17 protein-coding genes are annotated in these 14,353 nt (G+C 60.3%); 8 read left to right on the top strand and 9 right to left on the bottom strand.

Annotation, left to right across the window (positions count from 1 at the left end):
* Nucleotides 1-4: 4 nt before the first annotated feature.
* The 3 genes from ASG55_RS24745 to prlC form a co-directional block, all read right to left on the bottom strand.
* The gene (locus ASG55_RS24745) at nt 5-2,032 is read right to left on the bottom strand and encodes a M3 family metallopeptidase (RefSeq protein ID WP_056791277.1); all 2,028 of its coding nucleotides are present in this window, start codon (nt 2,030-2,032) and stop codon (nt 5-7) included.
* Nucleotides 2,033-2,145: 113 nt separating this feature from the next.
* Complete coding sequence (locus ASG55_RS24750) at nt 2,146-2,436, bottom strand: YheV family putative zinc ribbon protein (RefSeq protein WP_056791282.1); 291 nt, start codon at nt 2,434-2,436, stop codon at nt 2,146-2,148.
* Entirely contained in the window at nt 2,433-4,484 is a 2,052-nt protein-coding gene (prlC, locus tag ASG55_RS24755) for an oligopeptidase A (protein ID WP_051600831.1), read from the bottom strand. The genes ASG55_RS24750 and prlC overlap by 4 nt, the downstream gene beginning before the upstream one ends.
* 89 nt (nt 4,485-4,573) lie before the next feature.
* On the opposite strand from prlC, the gene ASG55_RS24760 reads away from it, so the two are divergent.
* Nucleotides 4,574-5,119, top strand: coding sequence for a gamma carbonic anhydrase family protein (locus ASG55_RS24760; RefSeq protein WP_016772314.1), 546 nt, complete (start codon nt 4,574-4,576; stop codon nt 5,117-5,119).
* 28 nt (nt 5,120-5,147) lie between these two features.
* Nucleotides 5,148-5,798, top strand: a complete 651-nt coding sequence (locus ASG55_RS24765; RefSeq protein WP_024015022.1) for an HAD family hydrolase — start codon at nt 5,148-5,150, stop codon at nt 5,796-5,798.
* Between the two features lie 99 nt (nt 5,799-5,897).
* Here the strand turns inward: ASG55_RS24765 and ASG55_RS24770 are convergent, their stop codons facing one another.
* A complete protein-coding gene (locus ASG55_RS24770) occupies nt 5,898-6,974 on the bottom strand; it encodes an aminopeptidase (RefSeq protein ID WP_056791285.1) in 1,077 nt (358 codons plus the stop codon).
* Between the two features lie 58 nt (nt 6,975-7,032).
* Here ASG55_RS24770 and ASG55_RS24775 point away from each other — a divergent pair, with 58 nt between their 5' ends.
* Both ASG55_RS24775 and ASG55_RS24780 read left to right on the top strand, forming a co-directional pair.
* Complete coding sequence (locus tag ASG55_RS24775; RefSeq protein WP_056791288.1) at nt 7,033-7,455, top strand: PA0061/PA0062 family lipoprotein; 423 nt, start codon at nt 7,033-7,035, stop codon at nt 7,453-7,455.
* A 39-nt stretch (nt 7,456-7,494) separates the two neighbouring features.
* Entirely contained in the window at nt 7,495-7,914 is a 420-nt protein-coding gene (locus tag ASG55_RS24780) for a PA0061/PA0062 family lipoprotein (RefSeq protein ID WP_056791291.1), read from the top strand.
* Between the two features lie 7 nt (nt 7,915-7,921).
* Here ASG55_RS24780 and ASG55_RS24785 read toward each other — a convergent pair whose 3' ends face one another.
* Both ASG55_RS24785 and ASG55_RS24790 read right to left on the bottom strand, forming a co-directional pair.
* A complete protein-coding gene (locus tag ASG55_RS24785; protein ID WP_056791294.1) occupies nt 7,922-8,161 on the bottom strand; it encodes a DUF1161 domain-containing protein in 240 nt (79 codons plus the stop codon).
* A gap of 240 nt (nt 8,162-8,401) precedes the next feature.
* Nucleotides 8,402-8,833, bottom strand: coding sequence for an OsmC family protein (locus ASG55_RS24790; protein ID WP_056791296.1), 432 nt, complete (start codon nt 8,831-8,833; stop codon nt 8,402-8,404).
* Nucleotides 8,834-9,073: 240 nt separating this feature from the next.
* Between ASG55_RS24790 and ASG55_RS24795 the strand changes: the two genes are divergently transcribed.
* Nucleotides 9,074-10,075: an LLM class flavin-dependent oxidoreductase gene (locus ASG55_RS24795; protein ID WP_056791299.1), complete on the top strand. Its 1,002-nt coding sequence runs from the start codon at nt 9,074-9,076 to the stop codon at nt 10,073-10,075.
* A 164-nt stretch (nt 10,076-10,239) separates the two neighbouring features.
* Here ASG55_RS24795 and ASG55_RS24800 read toward each other — a convergent pair whose 3' ends face one another.
* Nucleotides 10,240-10,464, bottom strand: coding sequence for a DUF1161 domain-containing protein (locus ASG55_RS24800; protein ID WP_056791302.1), 225 nt, complete (start codon nt 10,462-10,464; stop codon nt 10,240-10,242).
* A gap of 129 nt (nt 10,465-10,593) precedes the next feature.
* On the bottom strand, nt 10,594-10,809 hold the full coding sequence (locus ASG55_RS24805) for a dodecin (protein ID WP_016772305.1): 216 nt from the start codon (nt 10,807-10,809) through the stop codon (nt 10,594-10,596).
* Nucleotides 10,810-10,975: 166 nt separating this feature from the next.
* Between ASG55_RS24805 and ASG55_RS24810 the strand changes: the two genes are divergently transcribed.
* Nucleotides 10,976-11,302: a DUF883 family protein gene (locus tag ASG55_RS24810; RefSeq protein WP_039757078.1), complete on the top strand. Its 327-nt coding sequence runs from the start codon at nt 10,976-10,978 to the stop codon at nt 11,300-11,302.
* Here the strand turns inward: ASG55_RS24810 and ASG55_RS24815 are convergent.
* Nucleotides 11,275-12,192 carry a LysR family transcriptional regulator gene (locus tag ASG55_RS24815; protein WP_056791305.1) on the bottom strand — a complete coding sequence of 306 codons (918 nt, stop codon included), beginning with the start codon at nt 12,190-12,192 and terminating at the stop codon, nt 11,275-11,277. The two genes, ASG55_RS24810 and ASG55_RS24815, sit on opposite strands and share 28 nt — an antisense overlap.
* A gap of 113 nt (nt 12,193-12,305) precedes the next feature.
* Between ASG55_RS24815 and trpB the strand changes: the two genes are divergently transcribed.
* Complete coding sequence (trpB, locus tag ASG55_RS24820) at nt 12,306-13,538, top strand: tryptophan synthase subunit beta (protein ID WP_016772302.1); 1,233 nt, start codon at nt 12,306-12,308, stop codon at nt 13,536-13,538.
* Nucleotides 13,538-14,347: a tryptophan synthase subunit alpha gene (gene trpA / locus ASG55_RS24825; protein ID WP_016772301.1), complete on the top strand. Its 810-nt coding sequence runs from the start codon at nt 13,538-13,540 to the stop codon at nt 14,345-14,347. Before trpB ends, trpA begins: the two co-directional genes overlap by 1 nt.
* Nucleotides 14,348-14,353 lie beyond the last annotated feature (6 nt).

Consider the following 14,353-nt stretch of genomic DNA (forward strand, 5'->3'; position numbering starts at 1 on the left):
CAGTTCAATCGGCTGGCGCAGGAAACAGTGCGCTGTCGATGGGTTTTCCGAGAAAGGCTTGCAGTGCGGCGGGCAGTGCCTGCCTGTCCCCCGAGAGCAGGTGTTCGCGCATGTCGCGGCCCGTCTGTTCGTTGAACAGACCTTCACGTTCGAAGCGCTTGAACGCCTCGCTCGCCAGCACACCCGACCATTTGTAGGCGTACAGCGAAGCCTCATAACCGGTAACCAGATAATCGCAGCTGTTGGCGAAGCGGCAGTAGGCCGGGATGGACAGGTGCGCGAACTCACTTTGCACATCCTCGACTACTTGCTGAACAGTGCGACCGTCACCGTGACAGCGGTGCAGTTCGAAGTCGACCAGCGCGTTCAGCAACAGCATTGCCGTCTCCCGGCTGCGCTGGATGCCTGTGGCGGAAAACGCGGTATTGGCCTGCGCTTCGGAGAGACGTTCACCGCTCTGGTGATGCGTACCCAGCCAGCGCAGGAATTGCCCGGATAACGCCCATTTTTCGAACAGTTGCCCGACAAACTCGGCAGCGTCGCGGCTCAGATGCGAAATGCCGGACAGGTTGTAATGCGGCGAACGCGTCAGCACGTGATGCAGGCAATGGCCGAATTCGTGCAGCAGAACGCGCAGATCCTGCGGATCCAGCAGGTGCGTTTGCCCGTTTTCCGCTGCCGGGTAATTGCATTGAAGCGAGGCAATCGGCAGTAATGGTCGGCCTTCGGCGGTGATCCGTCGATTGCGCAGTACACCGGTCCAGGCATAGTCGTTGCCCGCGTCGCGGTGGAACGGGTCGATGTAGATGTAACCAACCGGTTGCTGACGCTCGCTGATTTCGAACAGGCGAACATTTTCGGCGAAACGCTCGTGGACGGTATTTTCGCTGATGCTGATACCGAACATATGCTCGCTGAAGCGGCAGAGGCTGTGCAGTGTGGCTTGCAGCGCGAAGAACTCGCGCAGGTCCTGCTCCGTGCCGCCGGACTGCTTCAGGCGTAATTGCTCGGCGAGGAAATCGTGATCCCACGCTTCTAGCTGTTCAACCCCGTGCTCGCGGGCCAAGGCCTGCAATTCATCGGTCTCGCCCGCCAGTGACACGGCATTGCGGGCGATCTGCTGGCGCAGAAAACGGCCAACCTGATCGGTACCGGTAGCCATACGGTTGTGCAGGCGCAGATGGGCAAAGTTGTCAAAACCCAAGAGCCGGGCTTTGGCATGACGTGCGGCCAGCAGCGTCTGCAAAACCGGCCCGTTATCGAAGCGACCGGCCTGTGGCCCCTGATCCGAAGCGCGGGTGCACCAGGCTTTGAAATACTCCTCGCGCAGTCCGCGGTGTTGTGCCCGCCTCATGACCTGTTGGTAAGTGTTCTGATCCAGGGTCAGCCGCCACCCGGGCAGGCCGGCCTTGTGGGCATTGGCGGCCAGATGCGCCCGCATTTCGGCCGGCAGTCCCGCCAATAGCGCGGCATCGTCGATGTCCTTGCTCCATGCCGCGTTGACCGATTTGAGGTTGCTCATGAAGCGCTTTTCCAGCAGATCGATTTCGCCGTTCAATCGCGCCAGATCCTTGCGCTGCGCACTCGACAATTCGCTTCCCGCCAAGTGAAACCGGCGCAGGATTTTCGCCAGCGAGGCTTTGCGTGCATCACTGAAGCTGGCGGCTATGGAGCTCTGTGCCAATCGTTGATAAACCTGGAGCAACTGTCGATTGCCGGCCTTCGCAGTCTTGTAACGCTGCGCGGCGTGCGTACTCAGGGCTTCCTGCATCAACCACTGGGGCTCATCGGCATGACTGATCGAGAGGAATTCGATGATCGCCATGGTTTCATCCAGGCGCGCATCGGCTTCATCGATGGCAATTACCACGTCGTCCCAGTTGGGATGATCGACCTGAGTGGCGATGACGTTTTCGATGATCAGCAGGTTGTCGGCAACGATGCGCTCGACTGCTGGCAGCAGATGTTCGGCGCGTATCGCCGCCCAGGGCGGCAACTGCCAATGTTGCAGGAGTGGGTTGGTGTCAGGCATGGCGTCTTCCGTGAGAGAGGGCTGGATTGGCCAGCCTAATCAGGAAGCGCAGAGGCAAGGTGGTGAATAGATACCGCCACCTGCCGACGATGATCGGCAGGCAGCGGTCGTTGTCATTGTTGCTCGTCGGACTTTTTCTTCAACTTGGGGTTGGGGAAGAACTGCACCGCCTGAACCTTTTTGTCGGCGGCAGGTTTCAGCGCGCTGGTATTGACCCGCGTGCCCAGCTCTTTGGGCACCGACAGGCCTTGCTCGTTGAGCGTGTCGGAGTAACCGCAGGCCACGCATTCGCGGTGCGGCACGCCGTCTTCGTTCCACATCATCAACTTGTCCGGCTCGCTGCACGCCGGGCAGACCGCCCCGGCGATGAAGCGCTTCTTGGTGATCACAGGGCCGTCGCTCATGCTGCCGCGTCCTCACTCAGGCCGCTGTGGCGCAACAGCGCGTCGATCGACGGCTCACGGCCACGGAAGTCGACGAACAGCACCATCGGTGCCTGCGAGCCGCCGCGCGCCAGAATCGCCTCGCGGAACGCCCGACCGGTTTCAGCGTTGAGCACGCCGTCTTCCTCGAATTTCGAGAAGGCGTCGGCGGACAGCACTTCAGCCCACTTGTAGCTGTAATAACCCGCCGCGTAACCACCAGCGAAAATGTGCGCAAAGCTGTTGGGGAAGCGGTTGTAAGCCGGTGGACGCATCACCGACACCTCGTCACGCACGCCCTCGAGCACTTGCGCCACGCTGCGGCCATCGCCATGGGTGGCATGCAGTTCGAAGTCGAACAGCGAAAACTCCAGCTGACGCACCATCATCAGCCCGGACTGGAAATTCTTCGCCGCGAGCATTTTTTCCAGCAGGTCCTGCGGCAGTGGCTCGCCAGTCTCGTAGTGGCCGGAAATCAGCGCCAGGCCTTCCGGCTCCCAGCACCAGTTTTCCATGAACTGGCTCGGCAGCTCGACCGCGTCCCAGGCCACGCCGTTGATGCCGGATACGCCAGCGTGTTCGACGCGGGTCAGCAGGTGATGCAGGCCGTGGCCGAACTCGTGGAACAGGGTGGTCACTTCATCGTGGGTCAGCAGCGCCGGTTTGCCGCTGTCGGCCGGAGTGAAGTTGCACACCAGATTGGCCACCGGGCTTTGCAGCACGCCGTCGATGGTGCGGCGACGGTCGCGGGCGCCGTCCATCCACGCGCCGCCACGCTTGTTGGCGCGGGCATACAAGTCGAAGAAGAAGCGGCCGACGTGCTGACCGTTTTCCTTGATCTCGAACAGGCGGACGTCCGGGTGCCAAGTGTCGAAGCCTTTCTGCTCGGCGATCTCGATGCCGTACAGACGCTGGACGATGGCGAACAGGCCGCTGAGGACTTTGTCGATCGGGAAGTAGGCTCGCAGGGTTTCCTGAGCGACGCTGTAACGCTGCTCGCGAAGTTTTTCACCGTAGAAACCGCTGTCCCAGCTTTGCAGATCGGCGCAGCCCTGTTCGGCGGCGTACGCGCGCAGCTGTTGCAGATCCTGCGCGGCGAACGGCTTGCTGCGTTGGGCCAGATCGCGCAGGAAGCTCAGCACCTGATCGCTGGATTCGGCCATTTTCGTCGCCAGGCTCAGCTCGGCGAAACTGGCGAAGCCCAGCAGTCGGGCCAGTTCCTGGCGCAGGTCGAGGATCTCTTCCATCACCGGGCCGTTGTCGTTCTGGCCAGCATTCGGGCCTTGATCCGAGGCACGGGTGCAGTAGGCGGCGTAGACTTCTTCGCGCAGCGCGCGGTCTTGCGCGTAGGTCATCACCGCGTAATAGCTGGGGAATTCCAGAGTGATCAACCAGCCATCCAGACCTTTGGCCTGGGCGGCGGCAGCCATTTGCGCCTTGGCTGAATCGGTCAGGCCGGCGAGGGCGGCTTCATCGGTAATGTGTTTGGTCCACGCCTGAGTGGCGTCGAGCAATTGGTTGGAGAAGCGGCTGCCGAGCTCGGACAGCTTGCTCTGCACTTCGGCGTAACGTTTCTGCTCGGCTTCCGGCAGGTCGATACCCGACAGGCGGAAATCGCGCAGGGCGTGTTCCAGAATGGTTTTTTGCGCGACGTCGAAACTGGCAGCTTCCGGACTGTTGGCCAGCGCTTCATACGCCTGGAACAGTTCGCGGTTCTGGCCCATTTCGGTGGAGTAGGCGCTCAGGGCCGGCAGGCACGACTCGTAGGCTTCACGCAATTCGGCGCTGTTGCACACGGCGTTAAGATGGCTGACCGGGCTCCATGCCGCACCGAGGCGATCGTTGAGTTCGTCCATCGCCAGCACCAGACCGGCCCATGTCGGGTTCTTGCCCTGGGTCTTGAGAATTTCGGCGATGGCGGCGCGGTTGTCCGCGAGGATGGTTTCGATGGCGGGCAGGACGTGTTCGGCACGGATCGTGGAGAACGGCGGCAGGTCGTAGGACTGCAAAAGAGGGTTGTTCACGCTCACGGTTGGCACCTTGGCTGGAAGAAACATGCGCCCATCTTAATTACAATCGACACTCACCGCAGCTATCGGCGACAGAGAGAGAACTAATCGTGTCCCTTCGCAAATATCAGAATCACACCCCACGCCTGAGCAACGGCGCATTCGTCGACGGTTCGGCGGTGGTGATCGGCGACGTCGAAATTGGCGCAGACAGCTCGGTCTGGCCGCTGACGGTGATCCGTGGCGACATGCACCGCATCCGCATCGGTGCGCGCACCAGCGTGCAGGACGGCTGTGTGCTGCACATCACCCACGCCGGCCCGTTCAACCCGGACGGTTTTCCCTTGCTGATCGGCGATGATGTGACCATCGCCCACAAGGTCATGCTGCACGGCTGCACCGTTGGCAGCCGCGTATTGATCGGCATGGGCAGCATCGTCATGGACGGTGCCGTGGTGGAAGACGATGTGATCATCGGCGCCGGCAGCCTGGTGCCGCCGGGCAAGCGCCTGCAGAGCGGCTTCCTGTATGTCGGCAGCCCGGTCAAGCAAGTGCGCCCGCTGACCGACAAGGAAAACGCCTTCTTCACCTACAGCGCGGCGAATTACGTCAAGCTCAAGGACCTGCATCTGGCCGAAGGCTACGACCAGCTCTGAATCGCCCTACACCTGCTCGGGAATTTCCATGCATTACCAGACTGTACTGTTCGACCTCGATGGCACCCTGACCGACCCGCGTGAGGGCATCACCCGCTCAATTCAATTTGCCTTGGCCAATCTCGGCATCGACGAGCCGGACCTGAGCAAACTGGAACACTTCATCGGCCCGCCGCTGCTGCAAGCGTTCATGCAGTTCTACGACTTCGACGAGGCCAAGGCCTGGGAAGCGGTGAATTTCTACCGTGAGCGCTTCAAGGTCACCGGCCTCTATGAGAATCGGGTGTTCGACGGGGTCACGCCGTTGCTGGAAACCTTGAGCGGGCAGGGGCGGCAGTTGTACATCGCCACCTCCAAACCGTGGGTGTTCGCCCGCGAGATCGCCCGGCACTTCGACTTCGCCCGCCACTTCAAGGTGATCTACGGCAGCGAGCTGGACGGCACGCGGACCAACAAGGTTGAGTTGATTGCGCACTTGCTTGAGGAAGAACGCCTGGACCCGGCGCAGACCCTGATGATCGGCGATCGCAAGCACGACCTGATCGGCGCGCGCAGCAATGGCCTGGATGCGGCGGCGGTGGGCTATGGGTTCGGCAGTTTTGAAGAACTGAATGCCGAGGCGCCGGCTTATCACTTTGAAACCTTGGACGAGTTGCATCAGGCGTTTTTGCAGCGCTGATGAAATAGCCTTCGCGAGCAGGCTCGCTCCCACAGAGGCAGCGCGATCCAATGTGGGAGCGAGCCTGCTCGCGAAAGAGCCGTTATGCCTCCGAGTTCCTTAGGACTGGGCCAGCGCTTCCAGCGCCGCCTTACGCTCATCAACCGGCAATCGCCCCAACCGCTCAACCTCGGCATAGAACCTCAGCCAATCCCCACCCACTTGGTTGAACAGCGCCGCAAACGCCGGCACCCACTGGTCATACAGCCCGAACGGCAACAACCGCGCATTGTTCAGCGGCGCATTGACCCAGGCGTCATAGCGCTTGTCCCCGGCCCACTGACTGTCGCGCGTTGCCTGATACTCCCGGCGCAAGCGCTCGAATTCAGCTGCTTTGTGCTCACGCATTTGCTCAACCGACAGCGGCTGCGCATACAGCGTCTCCAGTCGTGAACGCGTGGCGAGTACCAGTTCGATGAATTGGTCACGCTGCTTGAGCCTCGCATCCGACTCTGCCGGTAGCCCGCGAAACGCGCGCCATTGCCGCGTGCCTTCCTGCTCGACAAACGTGGCAAATGACTCGTTGAATTCGGTGTCGTCCTTCACATAGAACTTCTGGTGCGCCAGCTCATGAAAGATCAGCGTGGCCAGACGTTCGTCGCCCCAGCCCATCATCGAATTGAGGATCGGGTCATTGAACCAGCCGAGCGTCGAGTACGCCTCGACCCCGCCGATCGACACGTCCATGCCCTGCAAGCGTTGAATCGCCGCTTCGCCACGGGCTGCGCTCTGGCTGTAGTAGCCGCGATAGGCCACGCAGCCGGCAATCGGGAAGCAGTGATTCTGCGGTGTCAGGGAGAACTCTTGTGTAGCGAACACATTCCACACCACGTAGGGGCGATGGATATCGGCGTAAAGGCGATAGCTCTGGTTATCCGGCAAATGCAGATGCTCGCTGGCAAAGGTACGGGCCTTTTGTGATTGAGCCAGATGCGCGCGCAATTTGGCATCGCGGCTGGGGTCGGCAATGACCTTCTCCACCGGCTCCCGGGCGCGCAGCAATTGCAATTGGCCGCTGGCGAGCTGGCTGTAATAGCTGACGCTGGCGCAACCGTTGAGCAACAAAAACAACACACCCGGAAACAAAATCGGAAAAACGCGATCAAGTAACCCAAGGCTGGAAAACGGCCTGATCAAAATAAGAAATTCCCCGGAAAGTCTGCCCCAAGACTATCCCGCCTCAAGGAGCACCGCTATGCGCATGTTCATGCTGACAGGAGGCCTGCTGACGCTGGCCGGTTGTGCCGGATTCGGAATGCCCGACCCCGACCCCTCGCAAGCCTGGATCGATCTTGACGCTCGCCAACACGACACGGCGCTGCAAGCCGTTCAAGTCGATGCCACCCAGGCCATCGACAAACGCTATTTCGAAGTGCAGCCCGGCAGCCATGAGCTGAAGGTGCGCTATCAATTCCCGGTGGAGGCCACCAATATCGGCCCGACTGCCGAACCGCTGTGGCGCGATTGCCAGTTGAGCGTGAAATTCAAGGACTTCAACGCCGGCCAGCGCTATCAGTTGCAGGCGGGCAGCATCGGCTTCCGGCCTTGGGCCAAGCTTTATGACGAACAGCGCAAGGTTGTCGGTCAGGGCACACCGGCGGGCTGTCAGAGCAGTTGATCAGCGCTATGCTGGAAATCCCGTCTAAGGATATCGATCATGCGCAAGTTGACGACATTGCTGGCCGCCAGTGTGCTCGCCGGTTGTCAGAGCCCGTTGCCGGCGGCCGATCCAGACAAAGCCTGGGTCGACTTCGCCATGCCTACCCCCGGCGGCAAAGTGCTGATGGCCGAGCGCCTGGATAAACAGCGCTTGCGCGACGGACGGTTTTTTCAGGTGACGCCCGGTAGTCATGAGCTCACCGTGCGCTTTGACTTCGAAGTATTCGGGGGTGGTCAGGGCATGGATACCGATCCGCAAGAGCGGCTGTGTTACATGACCGTGCCCTATGACCACTTCGAGGCCGGGCAGCGTTACCGCCTTGAGGCCCGATCGCTGGCCTTCACGCCAAGTGCACGCTTGATCAATCGTCAGGGCCAGATCGTTGCCAACGAGCGGCAGATCAATTGCGTGCCGTGAAGGACAATCATCTATCGTTTTTCTGATAGATGATTCGCTTGGTGCCGTTCTCGCAAGAACCAACGATCATGGCTGAGTCATGCTGCTTCGCCTCTTCCGCCGTGATGATTTCAAGGGTGTACGTTGGCACCGCTTTCGCCTGAATTTTGACCTCGATTTCCTTTCTAAGCTCCTCGCATTTTTTGGGGGCTGCGATTGCGGACGTGGCCAGTGCACTGCAAAGGATCGCCAAGCCAATACGTTTCATCGATGAAGCTCCTTGAGGCAGCGCGCACGGGTGTGCGCTGAAGCTGCTTTCGATTATTCGACCACATTTCTGCGGAGCGGGTTCTGACTTTGCTCACACCTTGTATTAATTGCCGGCCGCTGAGCTGGTTTCGAGACTGCCTTCGCGAGCAGGCTTTTTCCCACACTGAATCTGCGTCGTGCACAAATCCCCTGTGGGAGCGAGCCTGCTCGCGAAGGCGTCAGCCCTGCAAACGCCCAATCAGCTGACCAGCGAAGCCTCAAGCGTGATCTTCGCATTCAACACCTTGGAAACCGGGCAACCTTCCTTGGCCTTGTTGCTCAGTTCTTCAAACTGCTGCTGAGTTGCGCCTGGAATCTTCGCCTTGAGAATCAGCTTTACCGCAGTGATTGCGAAGCCGCCGTCAACCTGATCGAGGGTGACTTCAGCGTTGGTGTCGATGCTGTCTGCCTTCAGGCCGGCATCGCCGAGAATCATCGAAAACGCCATGGAGAAGCAGCCGGCGTGAGCCGCGCCGATCAGTTCTTCCGGATTGGTACCCTTGCCGCCTTCAAAGCGCGCCATGAAGCCGTACGGCGCTTCGCGCAGTACGCCGGTTTCGGTGGAGATCGAGCCGAGACCGGATTTCAGATCGCCTTCCCAATGCGCCGATGCCTTTTTCACGATAGCCATGTCTGCCTCCTCAAATGTGGCGCGGGACGCCGCGCCGTCGCGGTTTTTACTAGCAAGGCTTCTGAGGATAGACGGCGGAACAAAGTTCAGCCTGGCTGAATCGTTGACTTTTTTAGTAGGAAATTTCGTCGCTGCTATTGAATCTCGGGTATATGCCCTCATTCCATAAAACACGCTTATGGATTTGGCAGGTTTTCGCTCGCAAGAAAAACCTGCCTCCCCACCCGGAGATGCAGGTTCATGAAAAAACTGTCCGACGTTAAATTTTCCACCCTCGACCTGGTGCCAGTGCGCGAAAACGGCAGCGCAGCGCAATCGCTGCGCAACTCGCTGGACCTGGCGCAGCATGCCGAGAAATTCGGCTACACGCGCTTCTGGGTCGCCGAACATCACAACATGGACGGCATCGCCAGTTCGGCAACTTCGGTGTTGCTCGGCTATCTGGCCGGAGGCACGTCGACGATCCGCGTCGGTTCCGGCGGGGTAATGCTGCCCAACCATGCGCCGCTGGTGATCGCCGAGCAGTTCGGCACCCTCGAGAGCCTGTACCCGGGACGGATCGACCTGGGTCTGGGCCGCGCGCCCGGCTCTGACCAGATGACCGCCCGCGCCTTGCGCCGTGAGCGCTCGGGCAGCGCTGACGACTTCCCTGAAGACGTTGCCGAACTGATGCGCTACCTCGGCCCGCGCACCCCGGAGCAACGGGTGATCGCCATGCCCGGCACCGGCACCAACGTGCCGGTCTGGCTGCTCGGCTCAAGCCTGTTCAGTGCGCAATTGGCGGGTGAGCGCGGCTTGCCTTACGCCTTCGCCTCGCACTTCGCGCCGCGCTTCATGCACGAGGCGATCCGCATCTACCGCAATCACTTCAAACCGTCGGCGGTGCTCGACAAGCCGTACGTGATGCTCGGCGTGCCGCTGGTGGCAGCGGATACCGATGAGCAAGCCGATTACCTGGCGACGTCTGTATACCAGCGCATTCTTGCGCTGATGCGTGGCCAGAGCCTGGTGCAGCGTCCACCGGTGAAAACCATGGACGGCCTGTGGCTGCCCCATGAACGTGAAGCGGTGGGCGATTTCCTCGGTCTCGCCATGGTCGGCGGCCCGCAGAAGATCCGCGCCAAGCTTGAGGTTTTGATCGAGCAGACCCAGGCGGACGAGCTGATTTTCACCAGTGATCTTTACGAACACGCCGATCGCATCCATTCCTACGAATTGCTGGCCCAAGTCATGAAGGGATAACGCGAACCCTTGCAGGAGCTGTCGAGTGCAACGAGGCTGCGATCTTTTGATTATGATTTGAAATCAAGATCAAAAGATCGCAGCGTCCCGCAGCTCCTACCCGGAAAATCATCGTCCACAAAAAAGCCGACGCATCCACGTCGGCTTTTGTGTTTCAGGCGCAATCAACCTCGCTTGTAGACGATGTCCTTGCTGCCGCCTTCGCAACTGCCGACGACGTCGCCATCAACGGCCGCACCCTTGTCGACAACTTCCAGCGAATAACCGGATACGCCTTTGGCGTCGAGCTTCGCGGCGATTTCGCTTTTCAGCTCTTCACATGGCTTGCCGGCTGCAAACGCACCACCCGCAAGGCTCAACAAACCTACTGCCAACATGAACTTCTTCATCGGTCGCACTCCCTGGTCGGATTGAATGAGGCGGGCATCGGGTCATCCACCCGATGCGCTCACCTTGTAGCGCTTTGCCATTCCCTATGGCACTCGGCCAGCGCGCAAGTTCAGAAGACTAGCTCAAACTCAGCTGGCGGCAATCTTGAAGCCGACTTTCAGCGTTACCTGAAAGTGCGCCACCTGGCCGTTTTCGATGTGGCCACGGGTTTCGGTCACTTCAAACCATTCCAGATTGCGCAGGGTTTTGTTGGCTTCGGCCAGTGCGTTGTTGATGGCGTCTTCGATGCTGGTGGTGGACGAACCGACCAGCTCGACTTTCTTGTACGTGTGATGGTCACTCATGGCGTTCTCCTTGGGTTGGAATGGCGTGTGAAATTGAGCCTAGCAGGCAATTGCACTGTTGATTTCGGCGCCTCTGCGCTGCCGAAGTTCAGAATTTCTGCACTTTCTCGAAGTGGTGAAGTCCCAACCAACACACGCCACTCATCACCAATGCAGGAGAGCCACCATGGCCAACACCTCTTTACGTAAAGCCTCGTTGCAAAGCATGGAAGCCGAGATCGAGAGTCTGCTCAAATCGTTGGAAAGCTTGAAAGACGATGCTTCGGACGAGTCGCGCAAGACCCTCAAGGCGCTGAAAAGCAATGCCGAAAGTGCATTGAAACATTCCCGTCATCTGCTCAGCGACGCGTACGAAGAAGTCAAAGTGAAAACCCGCGAGACCGGCATTGCCACTCGTGATTACGCGCAGGAACATCCTTGGACCACAGCCGGTGTGGCTGTCGGTGCAATCGGTCTGCTCGCCGCCTACTTTTTGTTCAAGCGCGGTGAGTGATCAGTCTGGCGCAGCTCGTTCTTGAGCCATTGCGCCAGTTGCCGGGCGCGTCCGTCTGCGGCGCGCTTGGGTAGCCACAACGCCAGTTGCGCCGGGGTTTCGCAGAAGCCCCATGGCGCAACCAGGCGTCCTGCCTTCAGATCTTCGGTTACCAGCGGCTCCGGCGCGATTGCCACGCCGAGACCTGCAACAGCCGCCTCCAGCAAATAATACAAATGCTCAAAACCTTGCCCGAGCTTCAACGCCTTGGGATCAAGGTGGTTTTGCTGTGCCCAGCTGGGCCAGGCTTGCGGGCGAGAGGTGGTGTGCAGCAAGGGCTGCTTGAGCAATTCTGCGCCAGGAGCGTCGTGCAGGTTCTGATAACCGCTGAATAACGGGCTCATCACCGGGCCGATGCGTTCCGCCGCCAGTTCATAGACCTGCATATCGGCCGGCCACGGTGGCTCGGCGAACAGCAATAGCGCATCGAGGCCCGGGCGCCGAGGGTCGAGATCGCCTTCACCGGCCGACAGGTGCAGTCGCAGATCAGGCAAATCGGCATTCAACCGCCCCAGGCGCGGAATGAACCAGCGCGCCAGCAGACTCCCCGAACAACCAAGCACGAACGGCGCATCGGCAGTGCTTTGGGTCAATTCCGCACAAACAGTGCGCAAGCGATCAAACGCCTCTGCGCTGGCATCGCGCAGACGCACGCCGGCATCTGTGAGTTTCAAGCCGCGCCCGTCCTTGACGAACAGGCTCACGCCGAGATGTTCTTCAAGCGCTTTCAGCTGGCGGCTGACCGCGCCGTGAGTGACATGCAGCTGCTCGGCAGCCTGACTGACGCTGTTCAGACGGGCGGTGGCCTCGAAGGCGCGCAAGGCATTGAGCGGGGGAAGGTCGTGGCTCATGGTATCTGTGAGTTTTCCTGACAGGTTGCGGCGATCTTATCGGTTTTCAGCCTGGAAAGTCAGGGGTAGAGTGGTCGTCATTGTCTTCTGACCGAATTCACCTGGAGCGACCCATGACCCAGACTTCGAACACCTCTGATCTGCGTAACGGCCCTGACGCCAACGGCCTGTTCGGTGCGTTCGGTGGCCGTTATGTAGCGGAAACCCTGATGCCGTTGATCCTCGACCTGGCCCGCGAATACGAAGCGGCCAAGGAAGATCCGGCATTCAAAGAAGAATTGGCCTACTTCCAGCGTGATTACGTCGGACGTCCGAGCCCGCTGTATTTCGCCGAACGCCTGACCGAGTTCTGCGGCGGCGCCAAGATCTACCTCAAGCGTGAAGAGCTGAATCACACCGGCGCGCACAAGATCAACAACTGCATCGGCCAGATCCTGCTGGCGCGGCGCATGGGCAAGAAGCGCATCATCGCCGAGACCGGCGCCGGCATGCACGGCGTGGCCACGGCCACCGTCGCTGCGCGTTTCGGTCTGGACTGCGTGATCTACATGGGCACCACCGACATCGAACGTCAGCAGGCCAACGTCTTCCGCATGAAGCTGCTTGGCGCTGAAGTCATTCCGGTCGTGGCTGGCACCGGCACCCTGAAAGACGCGATGAACGAAGCCCTGCGTGACTGGGTGACCAACGTCGACAACACTTTCTATCTGATCGGCACTGTGGCCGGCCCACACCCTTATCCAGCAATGGTCCGCGACTTCCAGGCCGTCATCGGCAAGGAAACCCGCGATCAGCTGCAGGCTCAGGAAGGTCGTCTGCCGGACAGTCTGGTGGCATGCATCGGTGGCGGTTCCAACGCCATGGGCCTGTTCCACCCGTTCCTCGATGACAAGAGCGTGGAGATCATCGGCGTCGAAGCCGCCGGTTACGGCATCGAAACCGGCAAGCACGCGGCCAGCCTGAACGGCGGTGTGCCGGGCGTGCTGCACGGTAACCGCACCTTCCTGCTGCAGGACGACGATGGGCAGATCATCGACGCCCACTCGATTTCCGCTGGCCTCGACTATCCGGGCATCGGCCCTGAACACGCCTGGTTGCATGACATCGGCCGCGTCCAGTACACCTCGGTGACCGACGACGAAGCGCTTGAAGCGTTCCACAAATGCTGCCGTCTGGAAGGGATCATCCCTGCCCTGGAAAGCGCTCACGCCCTGGCCGAAGTGTTCAAACGTGCACCGAAGCTGCCGAAGGATCACCTGATGGTGGTCAACCTCTCGGGCCGTGGCGACAAGGACATGCAAACCGTAATGCACCATATGCAACAGTCGCAGCAGGAGAAACACTGATGAGCCGCCTGCAAACCCGCTTTGCCGACCTCAAGCAACAGAACCGCGCCGCGCTGGTGACCTTTGTCACCGCTGGCGATCCTGACTACGACACTTCGCTGGCAATCCTCAAAGGCCTGCCGGCGGCAGGTGCCGACGTGATCGAACTGGGCATGCCGTTCACCGATCCGATGGCTGATGGCCCGGCGATCCAGTTGGCCAACATCCGTGCACTGGGCGCCAAACAGAATCTGGCGAAAACCCTGCAAATGGTTCGCGAGTTCCGTGAAGGCAACAGCGACACGCCGCTGGTGTTGATGGGTTACTTCAACCCGATTCACAAATTCGGCGTCGAGCGTTTCATCGCAGAAGCCAAGGATGCCGGCGTCGATGGCCTGATCGTGGTCGACATGCCACCAGAGCACAATGAAGAACTGTGCGACCCGGCGCAGGCTGCCGGGCTGGATTTCATCCGCCTGACCACGCCGACCACCGACGACGCGCGTCTGCCGCGTGTGCTCAACGGCAGTTCCGGTTTTGTCTACTACGTGTCGGTCGCGGGTGTCACCGGCGCCGGTGCAGCGACTCTGGAACACGTGGAAGAGGCGGTTGCACGTCTGCGTCGGCATACCGACCTGCCGATCAGCATTGGCTTCGGTATCCGTACACCGGAGCAGGCTGCGGCCATCGCGCGTCTGGCTGACGGTGTGGTGGTGGGCTCGGCGTTGATCGATCACATCGCCAGTGCCGATACGCCTGAGCAGGCCATTGATGGCGTGTTGAGTCTGTGTTCGGCGCTGTCCCAAGGCGTGCGCAAGGCTCGCGTCTAAGGCCGC

The organism is Pseudomonas sp. Leaf434 (assembly GCF_001425545.1).
GTDB classification, from domain to species: domain Bacteria; phylum Pseudomonadota; class Gammaproteobacteria; order Pseudomonadales; family Pseudomonadaceae; genus Aquipseudomonas; species Aquipseudomonas siliginis.

Excerpts from the sequence above, each read along its gene's own strand:
- ASG55_RS24765 (WP_024015022.1), top strand. The coding sequence starts at position 5,148 with ATGCATTACCAGACTGTACTGTTCGACCTCGATGGCACCCTGACCGAC.
- ASG55_RS24775 (WP_056791288.1), top strand. The coding sequence starts at position 7,033 with ATGCGCATGTTCATGCTGACAGGAGGCCTGCTGACGCTGGCCGGTTGT.
- ASG55_RS24745 (WP_056791277.1), bottom strand. The coding sequence starts at position 2,032 with ATGCCTGACACCAACCCACTCCTGCAACATTGGCAGTTGCCGCCCTGG.
- ASG55_RS24780 (WP_056791291.1), top strand. The coding sequence starts at position 7,495 with ATGCGCAAGTTGACGACATTGCTGGCCGCCAGTGTGCTCGCCGGTTGT.
- trpB (WP_016772302.1), top strand. The coding sequence starts at position 12,306 with ATGACCCAGACTTCGAACACCTCTGATCTGCGTAACGGCCCTGACGCC.
- ASG55_RS24800 (WP_056791302.1), bottom strand. The coding sequence starts at position 10,464 with ATGAAGAAGTTCATGTTGGCAGTAGGTTTGTTGAGCCTTGCGGGTGGT.
- ASG55_RS24795 (WP_056791299.1), top strand. The coding sequence starts at position 9,074 with ATGAAAAAACTGTCCGACGTTAAATTTTCCACCCTCGACCTGGTGCCA.
- ASG55_RS24785 (WP_056791294.1), bottom strand. The coding sequence starts at position 8,161 with ATGAAACGTATTGGCTTGGCGATCCTTTGCAGTGCACTGGCCACGTCC.
- ASG55_RS24815 (WP_056791305.1), bottom strand. The coding sequence starts at position 12,192 with ATGAGCCACGACCTTCCCCCGCTCAATGCCTTGCGCGCCTTCGAGGCC.
- ASG55_RS24810 (WP_039757078.1), top strand. The coding sequence starts at position 10,976 with ATGGCCAACACCTCTTTACGTAAAGCCTCGTTGCAAAGCATGGAAGCC.
- ASG55_RS24805 (WP_016772305.1), bottom strand. The coding sequence starts at position 10,809 with ATGAGTGACCATCACACGTACAAGAAAGTCGAGCTGGTCGGTTCGTCC.
- ASG55_RS24750 (WP_056791282.1), bottom strand. The coding sequence starts at position 2,436 with ATGAGCGACGGCCCTGTGATCACCAAGAAGCGCTTCATCGCCGGGGCG.
- ASG55_RS24790 (WP_056791296.1), bottom strand. The coding sequence starts at position 8,833 with ATGGCTATCGTGAAAAAGGCATCGGCGCATTGGGAAGGCGATCTGAAA.
- trpA (WP_016772301.1), top strand. The coding sequence starts at position 13,538 with ATGAGCCGCCTGCAAACCCGCTTTGCCGACCTCAAGCAACAGAACCGC.